The sequence below is a fragment of the Pseudomonas sp. TE3910 genome, from assembly GCF_056279025.1.
In genome coordinates this window covers 2,952,655-2,970,194 of record NZ_JBWBQN010000001.1, presented here as the reverse complement: position 1 = coordinate 2,970,194, position 17,540 = coordinate 2,952,655, and the positions used below count along the sequence as shown (strand labels likewise).

The following is a 17,540-nucleotide window of genomic DNA, read 5'->3' as shown; positions in this document are numbered from 1 at the left end:
GACGTGCGTCGCCGCCAGCACCGCCCCCCGGTGGGAGGCAGTGCTGGCGATGGCGTTACAGGCCGTTACGCGCCTTGAACTCGCGCCGACGACGGTGCAGGACCGGCTCGGTGTAGCCGTTCGGCTGCTTGGTACCTTCTACCACCAGTTCGACTGCCGCCTGGAAGGCGATGTTGTTGTCGAAGTCTGGTGCCAGTGGGCGGTACAGCGGGTCGTTGGCGTTCTGCCGGTCAACCACGGGGGCCATGCGCTTGAGGCTCTCCATGACCTGGGCTTCGCTGACGATACCGTGACGCAACCAGTTGGCCAGCAGTTGGCTGGAAATCCGCAGGGTGGCGCGGTCTTCCATCAGGCCTACATCGTTGATGTCCGGCACTTTCGAGCAGCCAACGCCTTGGTCGATCCAGCGCACAACATAACCGAGGATGCCCTGGGCGTTGTTGTCCAGCTCGTTACGGATCTCTTCGTCGGACCAGTTGGTATTGGCGGCCAGCGGGATGGTCAGGATGTCGTCGACCGAAGCCGGTGCACGCTTGGCCAGTTCCGCCTGGCGGGCGAAGACGTCGACCTTGTGATAATGCAGCGCGTGCAGCGCTGCAGCCGTTGGCGACGGCACCCAGGCAGTGTTGGCGCCAGCCAGCGGGTGAGCGATCTTCTGTTCGAGCATGCCGGCCATCAGGTCCGGCATGGCCCACATGCCTTTACCGATCTGTGCACGACCTGACAGGCCAGCGGCCAGACCGATATCGACGTTGGAGTTCTCGTAAGCGCCGATCCACTTCTCGGTTTTCATGTCGCCTTTGCGCACCATGGCGCCAGCCTCCATGGAGGTGTGGATTTCATCGCCGGTGCGATCAAGGAAACCGGTGTTGATGAACACTACACGCTCGCTGGCAGCCTGGATGCAGGCCTTCAGGTTGACCGTGGTACGACGCTCCTCGTCCATGATGCCGACTTTCAGCGTATTACGTTTCAAGCCCAGAACGTCTTCGATGCGACCGAACAGTTCATTGGTAAATGCGGCTTCTTCAGGGCCATGCATTTTCGGCTTCACGATATACACAGAGCCGGTACGGCTGTTCTTGCGGGAGGTGTTGCCGTTGAGGTTGTGCACCGCTGCCAGGTTGGTGATCAGGCCGTCGAGGATGCCCTCTGGTACTTCGTTGCCGTCTTTGTCGAGAATGGCGTCGATGGTCATCAGGTGACCAACGTTACGCACAAACAGCAGCGAACGACCGTGCAGGCTCAACGTGCCACCCTGAGGCGTGCTGTACTCGCGGTCCGGGTTCATGGTGCGGGTGAAGCTCTGGCCACCTTTGCTGACGCTTTCAGACAGGTCGCCTTTCATCAGGCCGAGCCAGTTGCGGTAGACCACCACTTTGTCGTCGGCATCGACCGCAGCGACGGAGTCTTCGCAGTCCATGATGGTGGTCAGGGCGGCTTCGACCAGGATGTCTTTTACACCCGCTGCGTCGGTTTGGCCGACAGGGGTGTTGGCGTCGATCTGGATCTCGAAGTGCAGGCCGTTGTGCTTGAGCAGGATGGCGGTCGGTTTCGCCGCATCGCCCTGGAAGCCAATCAGTTGTGCATCATCGCGCAGGCCACTGTTGCTGCCACCCTTGAGGGCGACTACCAGTTTTCCGCTCTCGATACGGTAGGCTGTGGCATCGACATGGGAGCCGGCTGCCAGTGGCGCGGACTCATCGAGGAAGGCGCGAGCGAAGGCAATGACCTTGTCGCCACGAACCTTGTTGTAGCCTTTGCCTTTTTCCGCGCCACCCGCTTCGCTGATGGCGTCGGTGCCATACAGGGCGTCGTACAGCGAGCCCCAGCGGGCGTTGGATGCGTTCAGGGCAAAGCGCGCATTCATGACCGGAACCACCAGTTGTGGGCCGGCCATGCGAGCGATTTCGTCATCGACGTTTTCGGTGGAAATCTGGAAATCTGCCGCTTCTGGCAGCAGGTAGCCGATTTCCTGAAGGAAGGCTTTGTAGGCCGCAGCATCGTGTGCCTGGCCTTTGCGTGCCTGGTGCCAGGCGTCGATCTTCGCCTGCAGGTCGTCACGTTTGGCCAGGAGGGCTTTGTTCTTTGGAGCGAGGTCGTTGATGATCTTTTCCGCACCCACCCAGAACTGTTCGGCGTTGATACCGGTTCCAGGAATGGCTTCGTTGTTCACGAAGTCGAACAGGACTTTGGCGACCTGAAGGCCACCGACTTGAACGTGTTCAGTCATTGCTTGCCTCACTCTGCTCAGCTATTCAGCTCTTCTATTTAAAGCCTGTAGCGCTTCTCTAAACACGGCACCAGAACTTGCCCGGAGGGCGGCTGGGTGCAGCCTGCCAGGCGTGCTGGCGGGCGGTTGCGTATTTTCACAGGCGCCTTGGCAGACATCGAATCAACGTTTTGTAGTCCGCGCTGCGGCATACTACATGATGCGCGGCGGTTGTGAAAATTAGACTAAATACGTCGTTCTGCGACCGTTTGGTCGCATGGGGTCACGCTGGAAGACAACATGTTCTCAAAAAACAGAGAGATTGTTCCAGATAAATCTTAAAACAGTACACGATTTGTCTTTTGGGACGGCTGCGGCAGGTTGCCGCGCCTTGCCTATACTTTCTCGGCGCCTTGGCAATTCGGGCGAATCGAACCGTTAAACGCAGAGGGCTGCCGCGTGAATCATCTCGTATTGACAGTGATTGCCGCCGACAAGGCGGGCCAGGTGGAGCGCATCGCAGAATGCATTGCCGAGCATAACGGCAACTGGCTCGAGAGCCGGATGTCGCGGATGGCCGGCCAGTTTGCCGGGATTTTGCGCGTGGCCGTTCCGGCGGAGTCCTATGATGAGTTGGTCGAAGCCTTGCAGGCGCTGGCCAGCCAGGGTATTCGCGTGCTGATCGCCGAAAGCGGCATCGAACCTTCGTGCACTTGGAAGCCCATCGCGATGGAGCTGGTTGGCAACGACCGGCCAGGCATCGTTCGCGATATCACGCGTTTGTTGGCCGAGTTGGGGATCAACGTCGAGCGCTTGAACACGGATGTGCGACCGGCCCCCATGAGCAGTGAGCCGCTGTTTTATGCGGAAGCGTTGTTGGCGCTGCCGCTGACCTTGCCGCTCGAACAGCTACAGAAGCACCTGGAAGAACTGGCAGACGATCTGATGGTAGAGCTCACGTTACGACCGGAAGAGTAGTTATCCCGTTTTACCGGGGATGCCCCTGTGGATAACCTGGGGAGCCTCCTGGCAGCGCCAAGCCGGCTGCGGCCTGTGGAGGTTTGAGCAAAAAATGAGCAGATTCAGGGGCTTGTGCACAAAGCACGGGGATCAGCTTGTGGATAACCTTGGGAGAGGTTGCTGCAGGCCACGTGCTCTGTGGCCTGCAGCGATCTGTATATTTTTTGATCAGCTATTTTTGCGCAGGCGTAGCCAACTGTCGACGCTGTACAGCGCCAGGCCCGCCCAAATGAAGATGAACGCTACCAGCGTGCTGCTCGATAGGTGTTCGCCAAACAGCCACACCGCCTGCAGCAGGACAAGCGTCGGCGCCAGGTACTGCAGGAAGCCCAAGGTGGTGTAGGGCAGGTGGCGCGCTGCGGCGTTGAAGCAGACCAGCGGCACCAGCGTGACCGGCCCGGCAGCAATCAGCCAGAGGGCTTCGCTGCTGCCGTAGAAGCTGGCCTGTGCGCTGTTGGCGTGCGGGTTGAGCAGCAGCCAGCCGAGTGCCAGCGGTACTAGCATCCAGGTTTCCACGACCAGCCCGGGCAGTGCCGCAACCGGCGCCCTTTTGCGGATCAGGCCGTAGAAACCAAAGCTCAGTGCCAGTATCAGTGAAATCCACGGCAGGCTGCCGACCTGCCACACCTGTTGCGCCACCCCGAATGCTGCCAGGCCTACGGCGAGCCATTGCAGGCGGCGCAGGCGTTCGCCTAGCAAAAGCATACCCAGCAGAACGTTGACCAGCGGATTGATGTAGTAGCCCAGGCTGGCCTCAAGCATGCGGTCGTTGTTCACGGCCCAGACATAGGTCAGCCAGTTGCCGGCGATCAGCGCGCCGCTCAGGGCCAGGGTCGCTAGCCGGCCAGGGTTTTCGCGTAGCTCGCGCCACCAGCCGGGGTGTTTCCAGACCAGCAGCAACAGTGAGCCGAATAAGGCCGACCAGAGCACCCGGTGAACAATGATTTCGACGGCCGGAACGGCTTGCAGGGCTTTGAAATAGAGGGGGAACAGGCCCCAGATGATGTAGGCGGTCAGGCCCAGGATGTACCCGCGGCGCGGGTTGACGGCGTGCATGCAGATTCCTTGCTTAGGCAGCTAACTAAAAGCAGTCGCCATTGTAGACAGACTGCTTCAGGTTTCAGAACAATTTCAGCGGTTCTTCATCCAGTGCGGCCCGTTGTTCACGTAGTGCAAGGATCTGGTCGCCCCAGTAACGCTCCTGACCGAACCAGGGGAAACTACGCGGGAAGGCCGGGTCGTCCCAGCGCCGGGCCAGCCAGGCGCTGTAGTGCAGCTGGCGCAAGGCGCGCAGTGGCTCGATCAGGGCCAGTTCCCTCGGGTCGAAGTCGTGGAACTCGTTGTAGCCGTCCATCAGTTCAGCCAGTTGCCCCAGGCGCTCCTGCCGACTGCCGGCAAGCATCATCCACAGGTCTTGAACCGCCGGGCCCATGCGGCAGTCATCCAGGTCGACGATATGGAACACCTCATCCCGGCACATCATGTTGCCGGGGTGGCAGTCGCCATGCAGGCGGATGAGCGTGTGCGGCGTTTGCGCGTAGATGGCCTCGACGCGCTTGAGCAGGTCACGTGCGACCGATTCATAGGCGGGCAGCAGGCTTTTGGGGACGAAGTTGCCTTCCAGCAGGGTGGCGAGCGAAGCATGGCCGAAGTTATCCACCCCCAGGGTTTCACGGTGCTGGAACGGGCGGGTAGCGCCTACGGCGTGCAAGCGTCCCAGCAGTTGGCCGAGGCGATAGAGTTGGTCCAGATTGCCCGGTTCGGGCGCCCGCCCGCCACGCCGTGGGAACAGGGTGAAGCGAAAACCGGCGTGTTCGAACAGGGTGGCGCCGTTGTGAACCAGTGGCGCGACCACCGGCACGTCGCAATCGGCCAGTTCGGCGGTGAAGGCGTGCTCTTCGAGAATGGCCTCGTTGCTCCAGCGTCCGGGCCGGTAGAACTTGGCGATCAACGGTTCGGCGTCTTCGATGCCGACTTGATAGACGCGGTTCTCGTAACTGTTGAGGGCCAACACCCGGGCATCGCTGAGAAAACCGGTGCTTTCCACGGCGTCCAGCACCAGGTCGGGGGTGAGGGTATCGAAGGGGTGTGACATACGCGCTCCTGCCGTGCGGCAGGCAGCCGCATCATGCCTGGCATGGTAGCGCAATCCGCCGGATGCGATGCATCTCGTTGGGGTGCGCTACATGCCCCTGCGCGCGCGGAGTTGCAGGGGCTGTGTTGCGGTTGGCCTCAGGCGCCGATGATGCCACCGTCGTCCCGGCGGATCGCCATGACGGATGAACGCGGCTTGCCGTTGGGCAGGTGCTCGGGGAAGGTCGAGCCACCACTTTCGCCTGGGTGCTGGATACCTACGAACAGCGTGCGCTGGTCTGGCGCGAAGGCAATACCGGTGACTTCACAGCCTACCGGGCCGACCATGAAGCGCCGGATCTCGCCGGTCGTCGGGTTGGCGCAGAGCATCTGGTTGTTGCCCATGCCGGCAAAATCACCGCTGTTGCTGTAGTCGCCATCGGTGAGAATCCACAGCCGTCCGTCGGCATCGAAACCCAGCCCGTCCGGGCTGTTGAACATGTTCTGCGGGGTGATGTTGGCTGAGCCGGCTTTCGCGTCGCCGGGATGAACGCCAGGGTTGCCGGCAATCAGGAACAGGTCCCAGTCGAAGGTCATCGCACCCTGGTCGTCAGCGCTTTCGCGCCAGCGCAGTATCTGCCCATAGATGTTTTTTTCGCGGGGGTTCGGTCCGTTTACAGGTTGGCCTTCTTCGCCGCGTTTGACGTTGTTGGTCAAGGTGCAATAGACCTGACCATCCTTGGGGCTGACCACAATCCATTCCGGGCGGTCCATGCGTGTGGCGCCAAGCAGGCTGGCCGCCAGGCGCGCATGGATCAGCACCTGAGCCTGATTGGCGAAGCCATTGGCGGCGTTCAGGCCGTTCTTGCCGTGGGTCAGCTCCAGCCACTGGCCCTTGCCTTTCGGCTGGTCGGGGTTGCCGTCGCCGTTGTCGAAGCGGGCGACATACAGGGTGCCGTGGTCGAGCAGGTTACGGTTGGCAGTGGGGTTCTTGTGGTCGATGGGGTCGCGACTGATGAATTTGTAGATGAACTCTCCACGTTCATCGTCGCCCATGTAGACCACTGCCCGGCCGTCGCGGGTTTCGCCTAGTGCCGCATTTTCATGTTTGAAGCGGCCCAGGGCTGTGCGCTTGACCGGCGTTGAATGTGGGTCGAAGGGGTCAATTTCGACGACCCAGCCATGCCGGTTGAGTTCATTGGGGTTTTTCGCCAGGTCGAAGCGCGGATCGTGCAGGTGCCAGCCGATGTCCTTGCTGGCGACCGAGGCACCGTAGCGTTTCTGGCCCGCATCGAATGCCTGTTGCGGGTTGCTGCTGCCGAAGCAGTCGGTGAAGTTTTCTTCGCAGGTCAGGTAGGTGCCCCATGGCGTCTTGCCGTTGGCGCAGTTCTGGAAGGTGCCCAGTACCTTGCTGCCGCTGTTGTCGGCAGCGGTCTTGAGCCAGGCATCGCCGCTGGCCGGGCCGCTCATGCGGATTGGCGTATTGCCGTGAATCCTGCGGTTGTAGGGCGAGCCCTGGACGAACTGCCACTGGCCATTGCTGCGTTGCACCTCAATCACCGACACGCCTTCGGCAGCCTGGGCCTTATGCACATCTTCGGCGGAGGTTGGCTGGCCACCGTGAGGGAACAGGTAGCGGTAGTTGGTGTACTCGTTGTTGATGGCCATCAACGCCCGGTTTTCATCGCCAGGAAAGGGGAACAGGCTCATGCCATCGTTATTGTCGCCAAACTGCAGTTCCTGCGCTTTGGCGCTGCCATTGCCCGAGGCGTCGAACGCCGGGCTGTCGGTGTGCAGCGGCTGGCCCCAACTGATCAGTACCGAGGCGTTGTAGCCTGGCGGCAGGCTGATGCTGTCGGTGGTTGCGGCAGGGATCGTCGGAAAACCCAGCAGGCTGTCGTTGGCGGCCTTGACGCTCTGCGCCAGTGTGCTGCGGCTCAGCAGGCCGCCGCCAAGGAACAATGCGGCGCCACACAGGGCGCCGGCACCGATGAAGCGGCGTCGGCTGAGGCCGACCATCTGTTCGAGATCGGTAGGCTGGTTTTCGTCTAAAAGGGTCATGATCGGCTTCCTGCTGTTTTGGCAGTCACCTTAGTCAGCCTGTATGACGGTAATGTGTCGAATTTTAGACTGGGGTTCCCAGCAGTACACAGGCCGGCGGGAACTGAACCTGTAACAGGCTTCCAGGCGTTGCGTGCAACTCATTCAGCCACTCGGCTTCTGCGAGGGCGCAGAGGGTCTGGCCGTTGCTCAGCACCAGGCGCACTTCGCTGGGCCCTTCTGCATCGTCGAGGCGCTCCTCGACGGTCGCCAGCAGGCAGTTGTAGCCTGCTTCAGGCTGGGCATTGGCCGCCAACAACTCCAGCCAGCCAGCCTTGATCAGCGCAACGACAGTGGCCCCAGGGGCCAGCTCCAGGCGCAGCGTGCTGTCATGGGTGATCTGTGCGCTGAGGCTCAGGTTGTCGGCCAGTGCCAGCTCGATCAGGTCATTGCGACCTTGAGCCTCTATTGCGCGTACCTTGCCGTACAGTTGGTTGCGTGCGCTGGTGCGCAGCATCAGCCGACCGAGCAGGTCGAGATCCGCCGCGTCTTCGGTGGCTTCGAGAATTTGCGCCTGCAAGGCTTGCAGGCGTTGATACAGGCGCAGTACCCGAGCGCCTTCCTCGGTGAGTTTCGCGCCGCCACCACCCCGGCCGCCGACGCTGCGTTCGACCAGTGGTGTGCCAGCCAGATTGTTCAGCTCGTCGATGGCATCCCAGGCGGCCTTGTAGCTGATACCGGCGCTTTTGGCCGCCCGCGTGATCGAGCCTTGTTCGGCGATGTGCTGCAGCAGGGCGATACGTTGCGGGCGTTTGACGAGGTGCTGGTTGAGCAGGGCGGGCAGGGACATGAATGGCTACGCAGGGTGGCGGTGATCGCTGCGAAAGTGCCCGCCCGCTTGTGCCAAGTCAAGCGCTGCCCGGTTTTGGTGTGCGCGCCAGGCAGTACACATCAACCCGTCGAGCCCCCGCCTTGAGCAACTGGCTCGCCAAGGCCTGGGCGGTAGCGCCGGTGGTCAGTACATCATCGACCAAGGCCAGGTGACGGCCGGCCACGGCCTTCACATCGGTCACTGCGAACGCCTGGCGCAGGTTGCGTTTGCGGGTCCGGGCGTTCAGGCCCTGTTGCGCAGGGGTATCGAGCGTGCGCACCAGCAGGTGTTCATCGCAGGTAATGTCCAGTTGTGTGCCGAGCCACTTGGCCAGCATTCCCGCTTGGTTGTAGCCGCGCTGACGCAACCGGCGTGTGGCCATCGGTACAGGTAACAGAAGCGTTGGCTGCGCCAGGCCTTCGGCGAAACGGTAGGCCAGCCAGTTGCCGAGCAGTTCGGCGAGCAGTCGCCCCAGCGGCCATTGCCGGTGGTATTTGAAGCGGGTGATCAGTGCATCCACTGGAAACCCATAGTGCCAAGGGGCTTCAACCTGCTGGAAAGCCGGGCGGCGGCGATTGCATTGCCCGCAGACCAGTCCTGTCATCGGCAAGGGCAAGGCGCACACCCGGCATCGTTCATCAAGCCAGGGCAGCTCAGCCTCGCAGGCGACGCAGATGGGGATGGGGGCGTGGGCAGGTTCATCGCATAACAAACAGTTGTGGTTATTATTTAACCACTTGTAAACCAGCTGTTTAAGCTTCGGTTGACAGTGCATGGGGCTTCCTTAATCATGCAAACACTCCGTGATGCGCTGGCGGGCTTTCCTGTCCCGGCGCCAGTCAAGCCTAAACAAGGAATCGCCCATGAGCGCCAGCACAACTGCAACTCTTCGTCACGACTGGACCCTGGCTGAGGTTAAAGCCCTGTTCCAACAGCCGTTCAATGACTTGCTGTTCCAGGCGCAGACCGTACACCGCGCGCACTTCAACGCTAACCGTGTTCAGGTCTCGACCCTGCTGTCGATCAAGACCGGTGCCTGCCCGGAAGATTGCAAATATTGTCCACAGTCCGGTCACTACAACACCGGCCTGGACAAACAGAAGCTGATGGAAGTGCAGAAGGTGCTGGAGGAAGCCGCGCGGGCCAAGGCTATCGGTTCTACCCGGTTCTGCATGGGCGCCGCCTGGAAACACCCGTCGGCCAAGGACATGCCGTATGTGCTGGAGATGGTCAAAGGGGTCAAGGCCATGGGCCTGGAAACCTGCATGACCCTGGGCAAGCTCGACCGTGAGCAGACCCAGGCCCTGGCCGAAGCCGGGCTGGACTACTACAACCACAACCTCGATACCTCGCCGGAGTTCTACGGCAACATCATCACCACCCGTACCTATGGCGAGCGCCTGGAAACCCTGGCGTATGTGCGCGATGCGGGGATGAAGATCTGTTCGGGCGGCATCCTCGGCATGGGCGAGTCGCTGGACGACCGCGCCGGCCTGCTGATTCAACTGGCCAACCTGCCAGAGCACCCGGAGTCGGTACCGATCAACATGCTGGTGAAGGTCGCCGGTACGCCGCTGGAGAATGCCGAGGCTGTCGATCCGTTCGACTTTATCCGCATGCTCGCCGTTGCCCGCATCCTGATGCCCAAGTCCCATGTTCGTCTGTCGGCTGGCCGTGAAGCCATGAACGAAGAAATGCAGGCACTGGCCTTCTTCGCGGGCGCCAACTCGATTTTCTACGGCGAGAAGCTGCTGACCACTGCCAACCCGCAGGCCGACAAGGACATGCAACTGTTTGCACGCCTTGGTATCCAGCCCGAGGCCCGCGAGGAGCATGCCGATGAGGTTCATCAGGCGGCTATCGAGCAGGCCCTGATCGAGCAGAAGAGCAGCGAGTTGTTCTACAACGCCGCCTCGGTTTGAGGTGCGGATGAGCTTCGATCTTCGTGCGCGCCTGGAAGAACGGCGCGCCGCGTCCCTGTACCGGCAGCGACCGTTGCTGGAGAGCCCGCAAGGCCCCAGCGTGGTGGTCGACGGTCAACCGCTGTTGGCCTTTTGCAGCAACGACTATCTGGGCCTGGCCAATCACCCCGATGTGATTGCTGCCTGGCGTGACGGTGCCGAGCGCTGGGGTGTCGGTGGCGGTGCTTCGCACTTGGTGATCGGTCATAGCGGCCCGCATCACGCGCTGGAAGAGGCCTTGGCCGAGTTCACCGGGCGCCCGAGGGCGTTGCTCTTCACCACCGGCTACATGGCCAATCTGGGCGCTGTGACGGCATTGGTCGGGCAGGGTGATACGGTGCTGCAGGACCGCCTCAACCACGCATCGTTGCTTGATGCCGGGCTGCTCAGTGGTGCGCGTTTCAATCGCTACCTGCATAACGACCCCCTGAGCCTGACCAGCCGTCTTGAGAAAGCCCAGGGCGACACCCTGGTGGTCACTGACGGGGTGTTCAGCATGGACGGCGATGTGGCTGACCTGCCCGCGCTGGCCAAGGCGGCGAAGGCGCGCGGTGCCTGGTTGATGGTCGACGATGCACATGGTTTCGGTACCCTGGGTCGTCAGGGCGGTGGCGTTGTCGAGCATTTTGGCCTGGGCCTGGATGACGTCCCGGTGCTGGTCGGTACCCTCGGCAAGGCCTTCGGCACCGGGGGAGCATTTGTTGCGGGCAGTGAAGAGCTGATCGAGTGCCTGATCCAGTTCGCCCGCCCTTATATCTACACCACCAGTCAGCCACCGGCGCTGGCCTGCGCCACCTTGAAAAGCCTGGAGCTGCTGCGTACAGAAACGTGGCGTCGAGAGCACCTGGCGGCATTGATCCAACAATTTCGCAGTGGTGCCGAGCAGATAGGCTTGACGCTGATGGACAGCTTTACCCCGATCCAGCCGATCGTGATAGGCGACAGTGCTCGGGCGGTTCGGTTGTCGCAGTTGTTGCGTGAGCGCGGCCTGCTGGTCACTGCCATTCGACCACCGACGGTCCCTGCAGGCGGTGCGCGGTTGCGCGTTACCCTGACAGCGGCCCACAGTCAGGCACAGGTGCAGCTATTGTTGAATGCATTGGCCGAGTGTTATCCGTTGTTGGAGCCTGTCGATGCGTGACCGTCTGATACTGCTGCCAGGCTGGGGCCTGGGAACCGCGGCGCTGGAGCCGTTGGCTGCGGCTCTGCGCGCGTTGGACCCGGCGCTCAAGGTTGAGGTGCATGCGTTACCGCAACTCGACACCAGTGATCCGCACGCCTGGCTTTCGGCCCTGGACCGTAGCCTGCCACGTAACACCTGGCTGGGTGGCTGGTCGCTGGGTGGAATGCTGGCGGCTGAACTGGCCGCTCGTCGTGGTGATGAGTGCTGCGGCGTACTGACCCTTGCCAGCAACCTCAGTTTTGTCGCTCGCCCGGATTGGCCGCACGGGATGGCGCCCGCCACCTTTGAGACGTTTCTCGACGGCTGCCGCCATCACCCTCAGGTGACCCTTAAACGCTTTGTCTCGCTGTGCAGCCAGGGTGCAGAGGAACCACGCACGCTGGCGCGGCTGTTGACGGCCGGTATGCCGCAGACGCGTGAGGAGTTTCTGGTGACTGGCCTGGAACTGCTGGCGCAGTTGGACACCCGTACAGCATTGCAGTCGTTTGGCGGGCCGCAGTTGCACCTGTTTGCCGGGAGCGATGCACTGGTGCCGGCTGAAGCTGCGCGCGAGCTGCTGAATGTGTTACCCGACGTTGAAGTCGGTTTGATCGAAGACAGCGCGCATGGCTTCCTGGTGGAGACACCCCACGAGTTGGCCTGTGCGATAAAGGCTTTTCTGCACGAGAGCGGCGATGACTGATCTATCCCGGCCGGCCTTGCCCGGTGCCTTGCCTGACAAACGCCAGGTAGCCGCGTCGTTTTCCCGCGCCGCAGTCAGTTATGACAGCGTTGCGCAGTTGCAGCGCGATGTGGGGAGCGCCTTGCTGGAACAGTTGCCTGCGTCGTTACAGCCTTCGAACTGGCTCGACCTGGGCAGTGGCACGGGTTACTTCAGCCGGATGTTGGAACAGCGTTATCCGCAACGTGTCGGCCTGGCGGTAGACATTGCCGAAGGCATGCTTCGTCATGCCCGCGAACAGGGCGGTGCGCACTACCATGTTGCTGGTGATGCCGAGCGTTTGCCGCTGCGCGAGGCCAGCGTCGGGCTGATCTTCTCCAGCCTGGCGGTGCAGTGGTGTGGTGACTTTGCAGGCGTGCTCAGCGAGGCAAGGCGGGTGCTGCAGCCGGGCGGTGTGCTGGCGTTTGCCAGCCTGTGTGTCGGTACGCTCCAGGAGCTGCGCGACAGTTGGCAGGCGGTGGACGGGCTGGTTCACGTCAACCGCTTTCGGCCATTTGAGGACTATCAGCGCCTGTGCCTGGCCAGTGGCATGCCGGTGCTGGCGTTGGAGCGTCGCCCGCATGTTTTGCACTACCCGGATGTGCGCAGCCTGACCCATGAGCTCAAGGCCTTGGGCGCACACAATCTCAACCCGGGCCGGCCCACCGGCTTGACAGGGCGCGCGCGCATGCAGGGCTTGCTGCAGGCATACGAGCGGTTCCGTCAGCCCCAAGGCCTGCCGGCGACCTATCAGGTGGTCTACGGGGTGCTGCAAAAGCCTCTGGAAAGTGGAGTGTGAAATGAACGCAGCCTATTTCATCGCGGGTACCGATACCGACGTCGGCAAGACTACGATCGCCGCCGGCTTGCTTCAGGCTGCCCGCCAGGCGGGGCTCAGCACGCTGGGTGCCAAGCCGGTCGCTTCGGGCTGTGAGGTCAGCGCCAAGGGTTTGCGCAATGCCGACGCCCTGGCGCTGATGGCGCAAAGTTCGATTGTATTGCCCTACGAGCAGATCAACCCTTTCGCCTTTGAGCCGGCCATCGCACCGCATCTGGCGGCGCGTGAGGCGGGCGTGGCATTGACGGTTCAGGGGTTGCTCGCGCCGATGCGTCACGTGTTGGCGCAACGGGCAGACTTCACCCTGATTGAAGGGGCTGGCGGTTGGCGGGTGCCGCTGTCTGATCAGGCCAACCTTTCTGATCTGGCCATTGCCCTGCAACTGCCGGTGATTCTGGTGGTTGGCGTGCGCCTGGGGTGCATCAATCACGCCCTGCTCAGTGCGGAAGCCATCGCGCGCGATGGCCTGCAGTTGGCCGGCTGGGTGGCCAACGTTGTCGACCCGCGCACATCGCGACTGGAAGAGAACCTTGCAACCCTGGCGGAGCGGTTGCCGGCACCCTGCCTGGGGCGCGTCCCTAAACTCAAGAGCGTCACGGCTGACGCCGTGGCTGAATTCCTGCAACTGGATCTGCTGGACTGACTACAGGCTATTGAAGGGCAATGTGCTATTAGTGTTTTTGACGGGCCTTTTTCCTTGAGGTCTGCTTCAATAGGCGGTATCTGCAGTTAGCGTCATGGAGTGTCGAAATGGAAATCTCAGGCAACTCAGCGTTCTATGCCGGTCTGGGGGCTATTCAGACGGGGCAGAACCGTGTCGATCAGGCAGCCAGCCAGATCGCCAATACCACCGTCGAGCGTGCCGCCACCAGCCAGTCCAGCGACTATCAGGCTGAGCGTCTGCGTTCGGTCGATCGCAGCCAGCAACAAGACCTCGCCACCAGCACCGTCGAATTGGCCCTGGGCAAGTTCCAGGTTGAACTCGGTGTCAAAGTGGCCAAAGCATCCGACGAAATGCTCGGCACCCTGATCGATACGTACGCCTGACCGCCCCCCGGTCTATCTACGTTCACCCCCTCTACTACGCTTTATGTATCAGCGCCTTGGCCTTGTCGCCAGGCGCTCGTTCGTGCGCGTGTGGCGGGTGCAGTGAGGGCCGTGCAGCGGTTTGAGATGGCAGAATTGCCCTCTGGACGATGCTTGACAACCCATTGGCGTAAACGTATGTTTCAAACAACTGTTTGACCGAAAGTCGCCAAGAGCTGGTCGGTGTGTCACGGTCTCCCTATCCAGGATCCATCAGCAGAGGTTTATCGCTATGCCTGATTACAAAGCCCCCTTGCGTGATATTCGCTTTGTTCGTGACGAGTTGCTCGGCTACGAAGCGCACTATCAGAGCCTGCCGGCTTGCCAGGACGCCACTCCAGACATGGTGAATGCCATCCTTGAGGAAGGCGCCAAGTTTTGTGAACAGGTACTGGCCCCACTGAACCGTGTGGGTGATCTGGAAGGCTGTACCTGGAGTGAGTCGGGCGTGAAAACCCCGACCGGCTTCAAAGAGGCCTACCAGCAGTTTGTCGAAGGTGGCTGGCCGAGCCTGGCCCATGACGTCGAGCATGGTGGTCAGGGCTTGCCTGAGTCGCTGGGCCTGGCGATCAGCGAAATGGTCGGTGAGTCCAACTGGTCCTGGGGCATGTACCCTGGCTTGTCTCATGGCGCGATGAACACGATCTCCGAGCACGGCACGCCCCAGCAGCAACACACCTACCTGACCAAGCTGGTTTCCGGTGAGTGGACCGGCACCATGTGCCTGACCGAGCCGCACTGCGGCACCGATCTGGGCATGCTGCGCACCAAGGCCGAGCCTCAGGCTGATGGCTCCTACAAAGTCACCGGTACCAAGATCTTCATCTCCGCCGGTGAGCACGACATGGCCGATAACATCGTCCATATCGTTCTGGCACGCTTGCCCGACGCCCCTGCTGGCACCAAAGGCATCTCGCTGTTCATCGTGCCGAAGTTCCTGCCTACCGCTGATGGTGGTGTGGGCGAACGCAATGCCGTGGCCTGCGGTTCCATCGAACACAAGATGGGTATCCACGGCAACGCCACCTGCGTGATGAACTTCGACGCCGCGACCGGCTACCTGATCGGCCCAGCCAACAAGGGCCTGAACTGCATGTTCACCTTCATGAACACCGCACGTCTGGGGACTGCGCTGCAAGGCCTGGCTCACGCTGAAGTGGCCTTCCAGGGTGGCCTGAAGTACGCACGCGACCGCCTGCAGATGCGTTCGCTGACCGGGCCGAAAGCACCGGATAAAGCCGCTGACCCGATCATCGTTCACCCGGACGTGCGGCGTATGCTGCTGACCATGAAGGCTTTCGCCGAAGGTAACCGGGCGATGGTCTACTTCACCGCCAAACAGGTCGATATCGTCAAGTACAGTCAGGACGAGGAAGAAAGGAAGAAAGCCGACGCGCTGCTGGCTTTCATGACCCCGATCGCCAAGGCTTTCATGACCGAAGTCGGTTTTGAAGCCGCCAACCACGGCGTGCAGATCTACGGCGGTCACGGTTTCATCGCCGAGTGGGGCATGGAGCAGAACGTGCGCGACAGCCGTATCTCCATGCTGTACGAGGGCACCACGGGTATCCAGGCGCTGGACCTGCTGGGCCGTAAAGTGCTGATGACTCAAGGCGAGGCCCTGAAGGGCTTCACCAAGATCGTCCACAAGTTCTGCCAGGGCCAGGAGGGCAACGATGCGGTCAAGGAGTTCGTTGAACCGCTGGCCAAGCTGAACAAGGAGTGGGGTGAGCTGACCATGAAAGTCGGGATGGCCGCCATGAAAGACCGTGAAGAAGTTGGTGCCGCTTCGGTGGACTACGTCATGTACTCCGGTTATGCCTGCCTGGCTTACTTCTGGGCTGACATGGCGCGCCTGGCTGCTGAGAAACTGGCCGCTGGTACCAGCGAAACTGCGTTCTACACCGCCAAGCTGCAAACTGCGCGCTTCTACTTCCAGCGCATCCTGCCGCGTACCCGTGCTCATGTTGAAGCCATGCTGTCAGGTGCCAATAACCTGATGGACATGAAAGAGGAAGATTTCGGCCTCGCTTACTGAGTGAGTGGCTGAACTGAAAAACCGCCTGCCCTGACCGGCAGGCGGTTTTTTTTGTGTGGACGAACAGGAGGGAAGCCTTAAACCCCATCTCGCGCTGCCGTTAAATGAAAGTGCAGGTAAACATTCATCTATTCATGTGCGTTGCCGATGCACTAGAGGCACAATGCCATTGTTGATCTGCCGGGTCGGAGATTCCCTTGTTTCGTTTATCTGCTGTACGCCTCAGTCACTTTCTGCCATCACTGTTCCTTCTGCTCTGCGGACTGGCGGCGGCCTATGTGCGGGACCTGAGTGTTTTCTTCACATCGCTGTTCAATGTGCTGCCAACCTTGGTGTTGCTGCTTGGCGGTGCCTACTGCGCGGTTTACCGACGTCAGCGTGAGCTGTTTCTGATGGTCACGGTCTATATCGCCTACTTCCTGCTGGATACTCAGACTGACTTTTATCGAGACAATGGGCGGGTCCGTGAGGATGCGGCCGTTGTCTTCCATTTAGTGTGCCTGTTACTGCCCTTGCTGTTCGGGCTGTTTGGCGCCTGGCAGGAGCGTACGCACCTGTTCCAGGATATGGTGGCGCGCTTTGCCGTGTTGCTGGCTTTTGGCAGTGTCGCCCTGGGGCTTGAGCAGAGCTTCCCGCAGCCCTTGCTGGCGTGGCTGGCGGAGATTCGTTGGCCATCGTTGCATGGCCAATGGATGAGCCTGATCCAGATGGCGTACCCGGTGTTCCTGATCGCCTTCGGCTTGCTGGTGGTGCAGTACCTGCGTCAGCCACGACCGCTGCATGCGGCGCAGATCATTGGCCTGATCGGCATTTTCTGGATGCTGCCAAAGACGTTCATCTTGCCGTTTACCCTCAACATCATGTGCAGTCAGGTGATGTTGATGATTGCCGCAGCGGTGTCCCATGAAGCCTATCAGATGGCCTTCCGCGACGAGTTGACCGGGCTACCGGGGCGTCGCGCATTGAATGAGCGGATGCAGCGGTTGGGCCGTACCTATGTGCTGGCGATGACAGACGTCGACCACTTCAAGAAATTCAACGACACCCACGGTCACGATGTCGGGGACCAGGTGCTGCGTCTGGTGGCCAGCAAGTTGTCCAAGGTCACTGGTGGTGGTCGTGCCTACCGCTATGGCGGGGAGGAGTTTTGCCTGGTATTTGCCGGCAAGAGCATCGAGGAGTGCATGCCACACCTGGAAGCCGTGCGCGAGGTGATCGCCAACTACAATATCTTGCTGCGTAATCCGGATAGCCGCCCGCAGGACGATACTCAGGGGCGCCAGCGCCGTGGTGCTGCTGCGGCCGCCAGTGTGTCGGTGACCATCAGTATCGGTGTCGCCGAGCGTCAGATGGAGCATCGCTCGCCTGACGAAGTGCTCAAATCGGCCGACCAGGCGCTCTACAGCGCCAAAGGCGCGGGCCGTAACTGCGTGGTCGCCTACGGTTTGCAAAACAAGCGAGGGGCCGTTCGTACAGCGTGACCGGATATGACTATCCGGTCAAAAGATGGCCCTATGT

General features: G+C 61.2%; 15 protein-coding genes. 9 read left to right on the top strand and 6 right to left on the bottom strand.

What is annotated here, in order from left to right; all coding sequences use genetic code 11:
* Positions 1–55: 55 nt before the first annotated feature.
* Complete coding sequence (locus ACZ9H3_RS13635) at positions 56–2,233, bottom strand: malate synthase G (RefSeq protein ID WP_476221101.1); 2,178 nt, start codon at positions 2,231–2,233, stop codon at positions 56–58.
* Between the two features lie 438 nt (positions 2,234–2,671).
* On the opposite strand from ACZ9H3_RS13635, the gene ACZ9H3_RS13630 reads away from it, so the two are divergent.
* Positions 2,672–3,190: a glycine cleavage system transcriptional repressor gene (locus tag ACZ9H3_RS13630; protein ID WP_065760752.1), complete on the top strand. Its 519-nt coding sequence runs from the start codon at positions 2,672–2,674 to the stop codon at positions 3,188–3,190.
* Positions 3,191–3,400: 210 nt separating this feature from the next.
* On the opposite strand, the gene rarD is transcribed toward ACZ9H3_RS13630, so the two are convergent.
* From rarD to ACZ9H3_RS13605, 5 genes are all read right to left on the bottom strand, one after another.
* Complete coding sequence (gene rarD, locus ACZ9H3_RS13625; protein WP_454240272.1) at positions 3,401–4,288, bottom strand: EamA family transporter RarD; 888 nt, start codon at positions 4,286–4,288, stop codon at positions 3,401–3,403.
* Between the two features lie 64 nt (positions 4,289–4,352).
* Positions 4,353–5,327, bottom strand: coding sequence for a serine/threonine protein kinase (locus ACZ9H3_RS13620; protein ID WP_330522840.1), 975 nt, complete (start codon positions 5,325–5,327; stop codon positions 4,353–4,355).
* A 137-nt stretch (positions 5,328–5,464) separates the two neighbouring features.
* Complete coding sequence (locus ACZ9H3_RS13615) at positions 5,465–7,366, bottom strand: PhoX family protein (RefSeq protein ID WP_454240270.1); 1,902 nt, start codon at positions 7,364–7,366, stop codon at positions 5,465–5,467.
* Between the two features lie 64 nt (positions 7,367–7,430).
* Positions 7,431–8,195: a TOBE domain-containing protein gene (locus tag ACZ9H3_RS13610; RefSeq protein WP_476221097.1), complete on the bottom strand. Its 765-nt coding sequence runs from the start codon at positions 8,193–8,195 to the stop codon at positions 7,431–7,433.
* A gap of 58 nt (positions 8,196–8,253) precedes the next feature.
* Complete coding sequence (locus ACZ9H3_RS13605) at positions 8,254–8,991, bottom strand: ComF family protein (protein WP_065761523.1); 738 nt, start codon at positions 8,989–8,991, stop codon at positions 8,254–8,256.
* An 88-nt stretch (positions 8,992–9,079) separates the two neighbouring features.
* Here ACZ9H3_RS13605 and bioB point away from each other — a divergent pair, with 88 nt between their 5' ends.
* The 8 genes from bioB (at position 9,080) to ACZ9H3_RS13565 (ending at position 17,503) form a co-directional block, all read left to right on the top strand.
* Positions 9,080–10,138 carry a biotin synthase BioB gene (gene bioB, locus ACZ9H3_RS13600; protein ID WP_065761524.1) on the top strand — a complete coding sequence of 353 codons (1,059 nt, stop codon included), beginning with the start codon at positions 9,080–9,082 and terminating at the stop codon, positions 10,136–10,138.
* 7 nt (positions 10,139–10,145) lie between these two features.
* On the top strand, positions 10,146–11,318 hold the full coding sequence (bioF, locus tag ACZ9H3_RS13595; protein ID WP_099776022.1) for an 8-amino-7-oxononanoate synthase: 1,173 nt from the start codon (positions 10,146–10,148) through the stop codon (positions 11,316–11,318).
* Positions 11,311–12,042, top strand: coding sequence for an alpha/beta fold hydrolase (locus ACZ9H3_RS13590; RefSeq protein WP_099776020.1), 732 nt, complete (start codon positions 11,311–11,313; stop codon positions 12,040–12,042). Before bioF ends, ACZ9H3_RS13590 begins: the two co-directional genes overlap by 8 nt.
* Positions 12,035–12,859 (top strand): malonyl-ACP O-methyltransferase BioC, encoded by an 825-nt coding sequence (bioC, locus tag ACZ9H3_RS13585; RefSeq protein WP_065761527.1) that lies wholly within the window; start codon positions 12,035–12,037, stop codon positions 12,857–12,859. Before ACZ9H3_RS13590 ends, bioC begins: the two co-directional genes overlap by 8 nt.
* A gap of 1 nt (position 12,860) precedes the next feature.
* Complete coding sequence (gene bioD / locus ACZ9H3_RS13580; RefSeq protein WP_409279046.1) at positions 12,861–13,541, top strand: dethiobiotin synthase; 681 nt, start codon at positions 12,861–12,863, stop codon at positions 13,539–13,541.
* 107 nt (positions 13,542–13,648) lie between these two features.
* The gene (locus ACZ9H3_RS13575; RefSeq protein ID WP_065761529.1) at positions 13,649–13,945 is read left to right on the top strand and encodes a pyrroloquinoline quinone biosynthesis protein PqqE; all 297 of its coding nucleotides are present in this window, start codon (positions 13,649–13,651) and stop codon (positions 13,943–13,945) included.
* Between the two features lie 271 nt (positions 13,946–14,216).
* The gene (locus ACZ9H3_RS13570; RefSeq protein WP_102052186.1) at positions 14,217–16,022 is read left to right on the top strand and encodes a phenylacyl-CoA dehydrogenase; all 1,806 of its coding nucleotides are present in this window, start codon (positions 14,217–14,219) and stop codon (positions 16,020–16,022) included.
* A gap of 197 nt (positions 16,023–16,219) precedes the next feature.
* A complete protein-coding gene (locus tag ACZ9H3_RS13565; RefSeq protein ID WP_065761422.1) occupies positions 16,220–17,503 on the top strand; it encodes a GGDEF domain-containing protein in 1,284 nt (427 codons plus the stop codon).
* Positions 17,504–17,540: the final 37 nt, after the last annotated feature.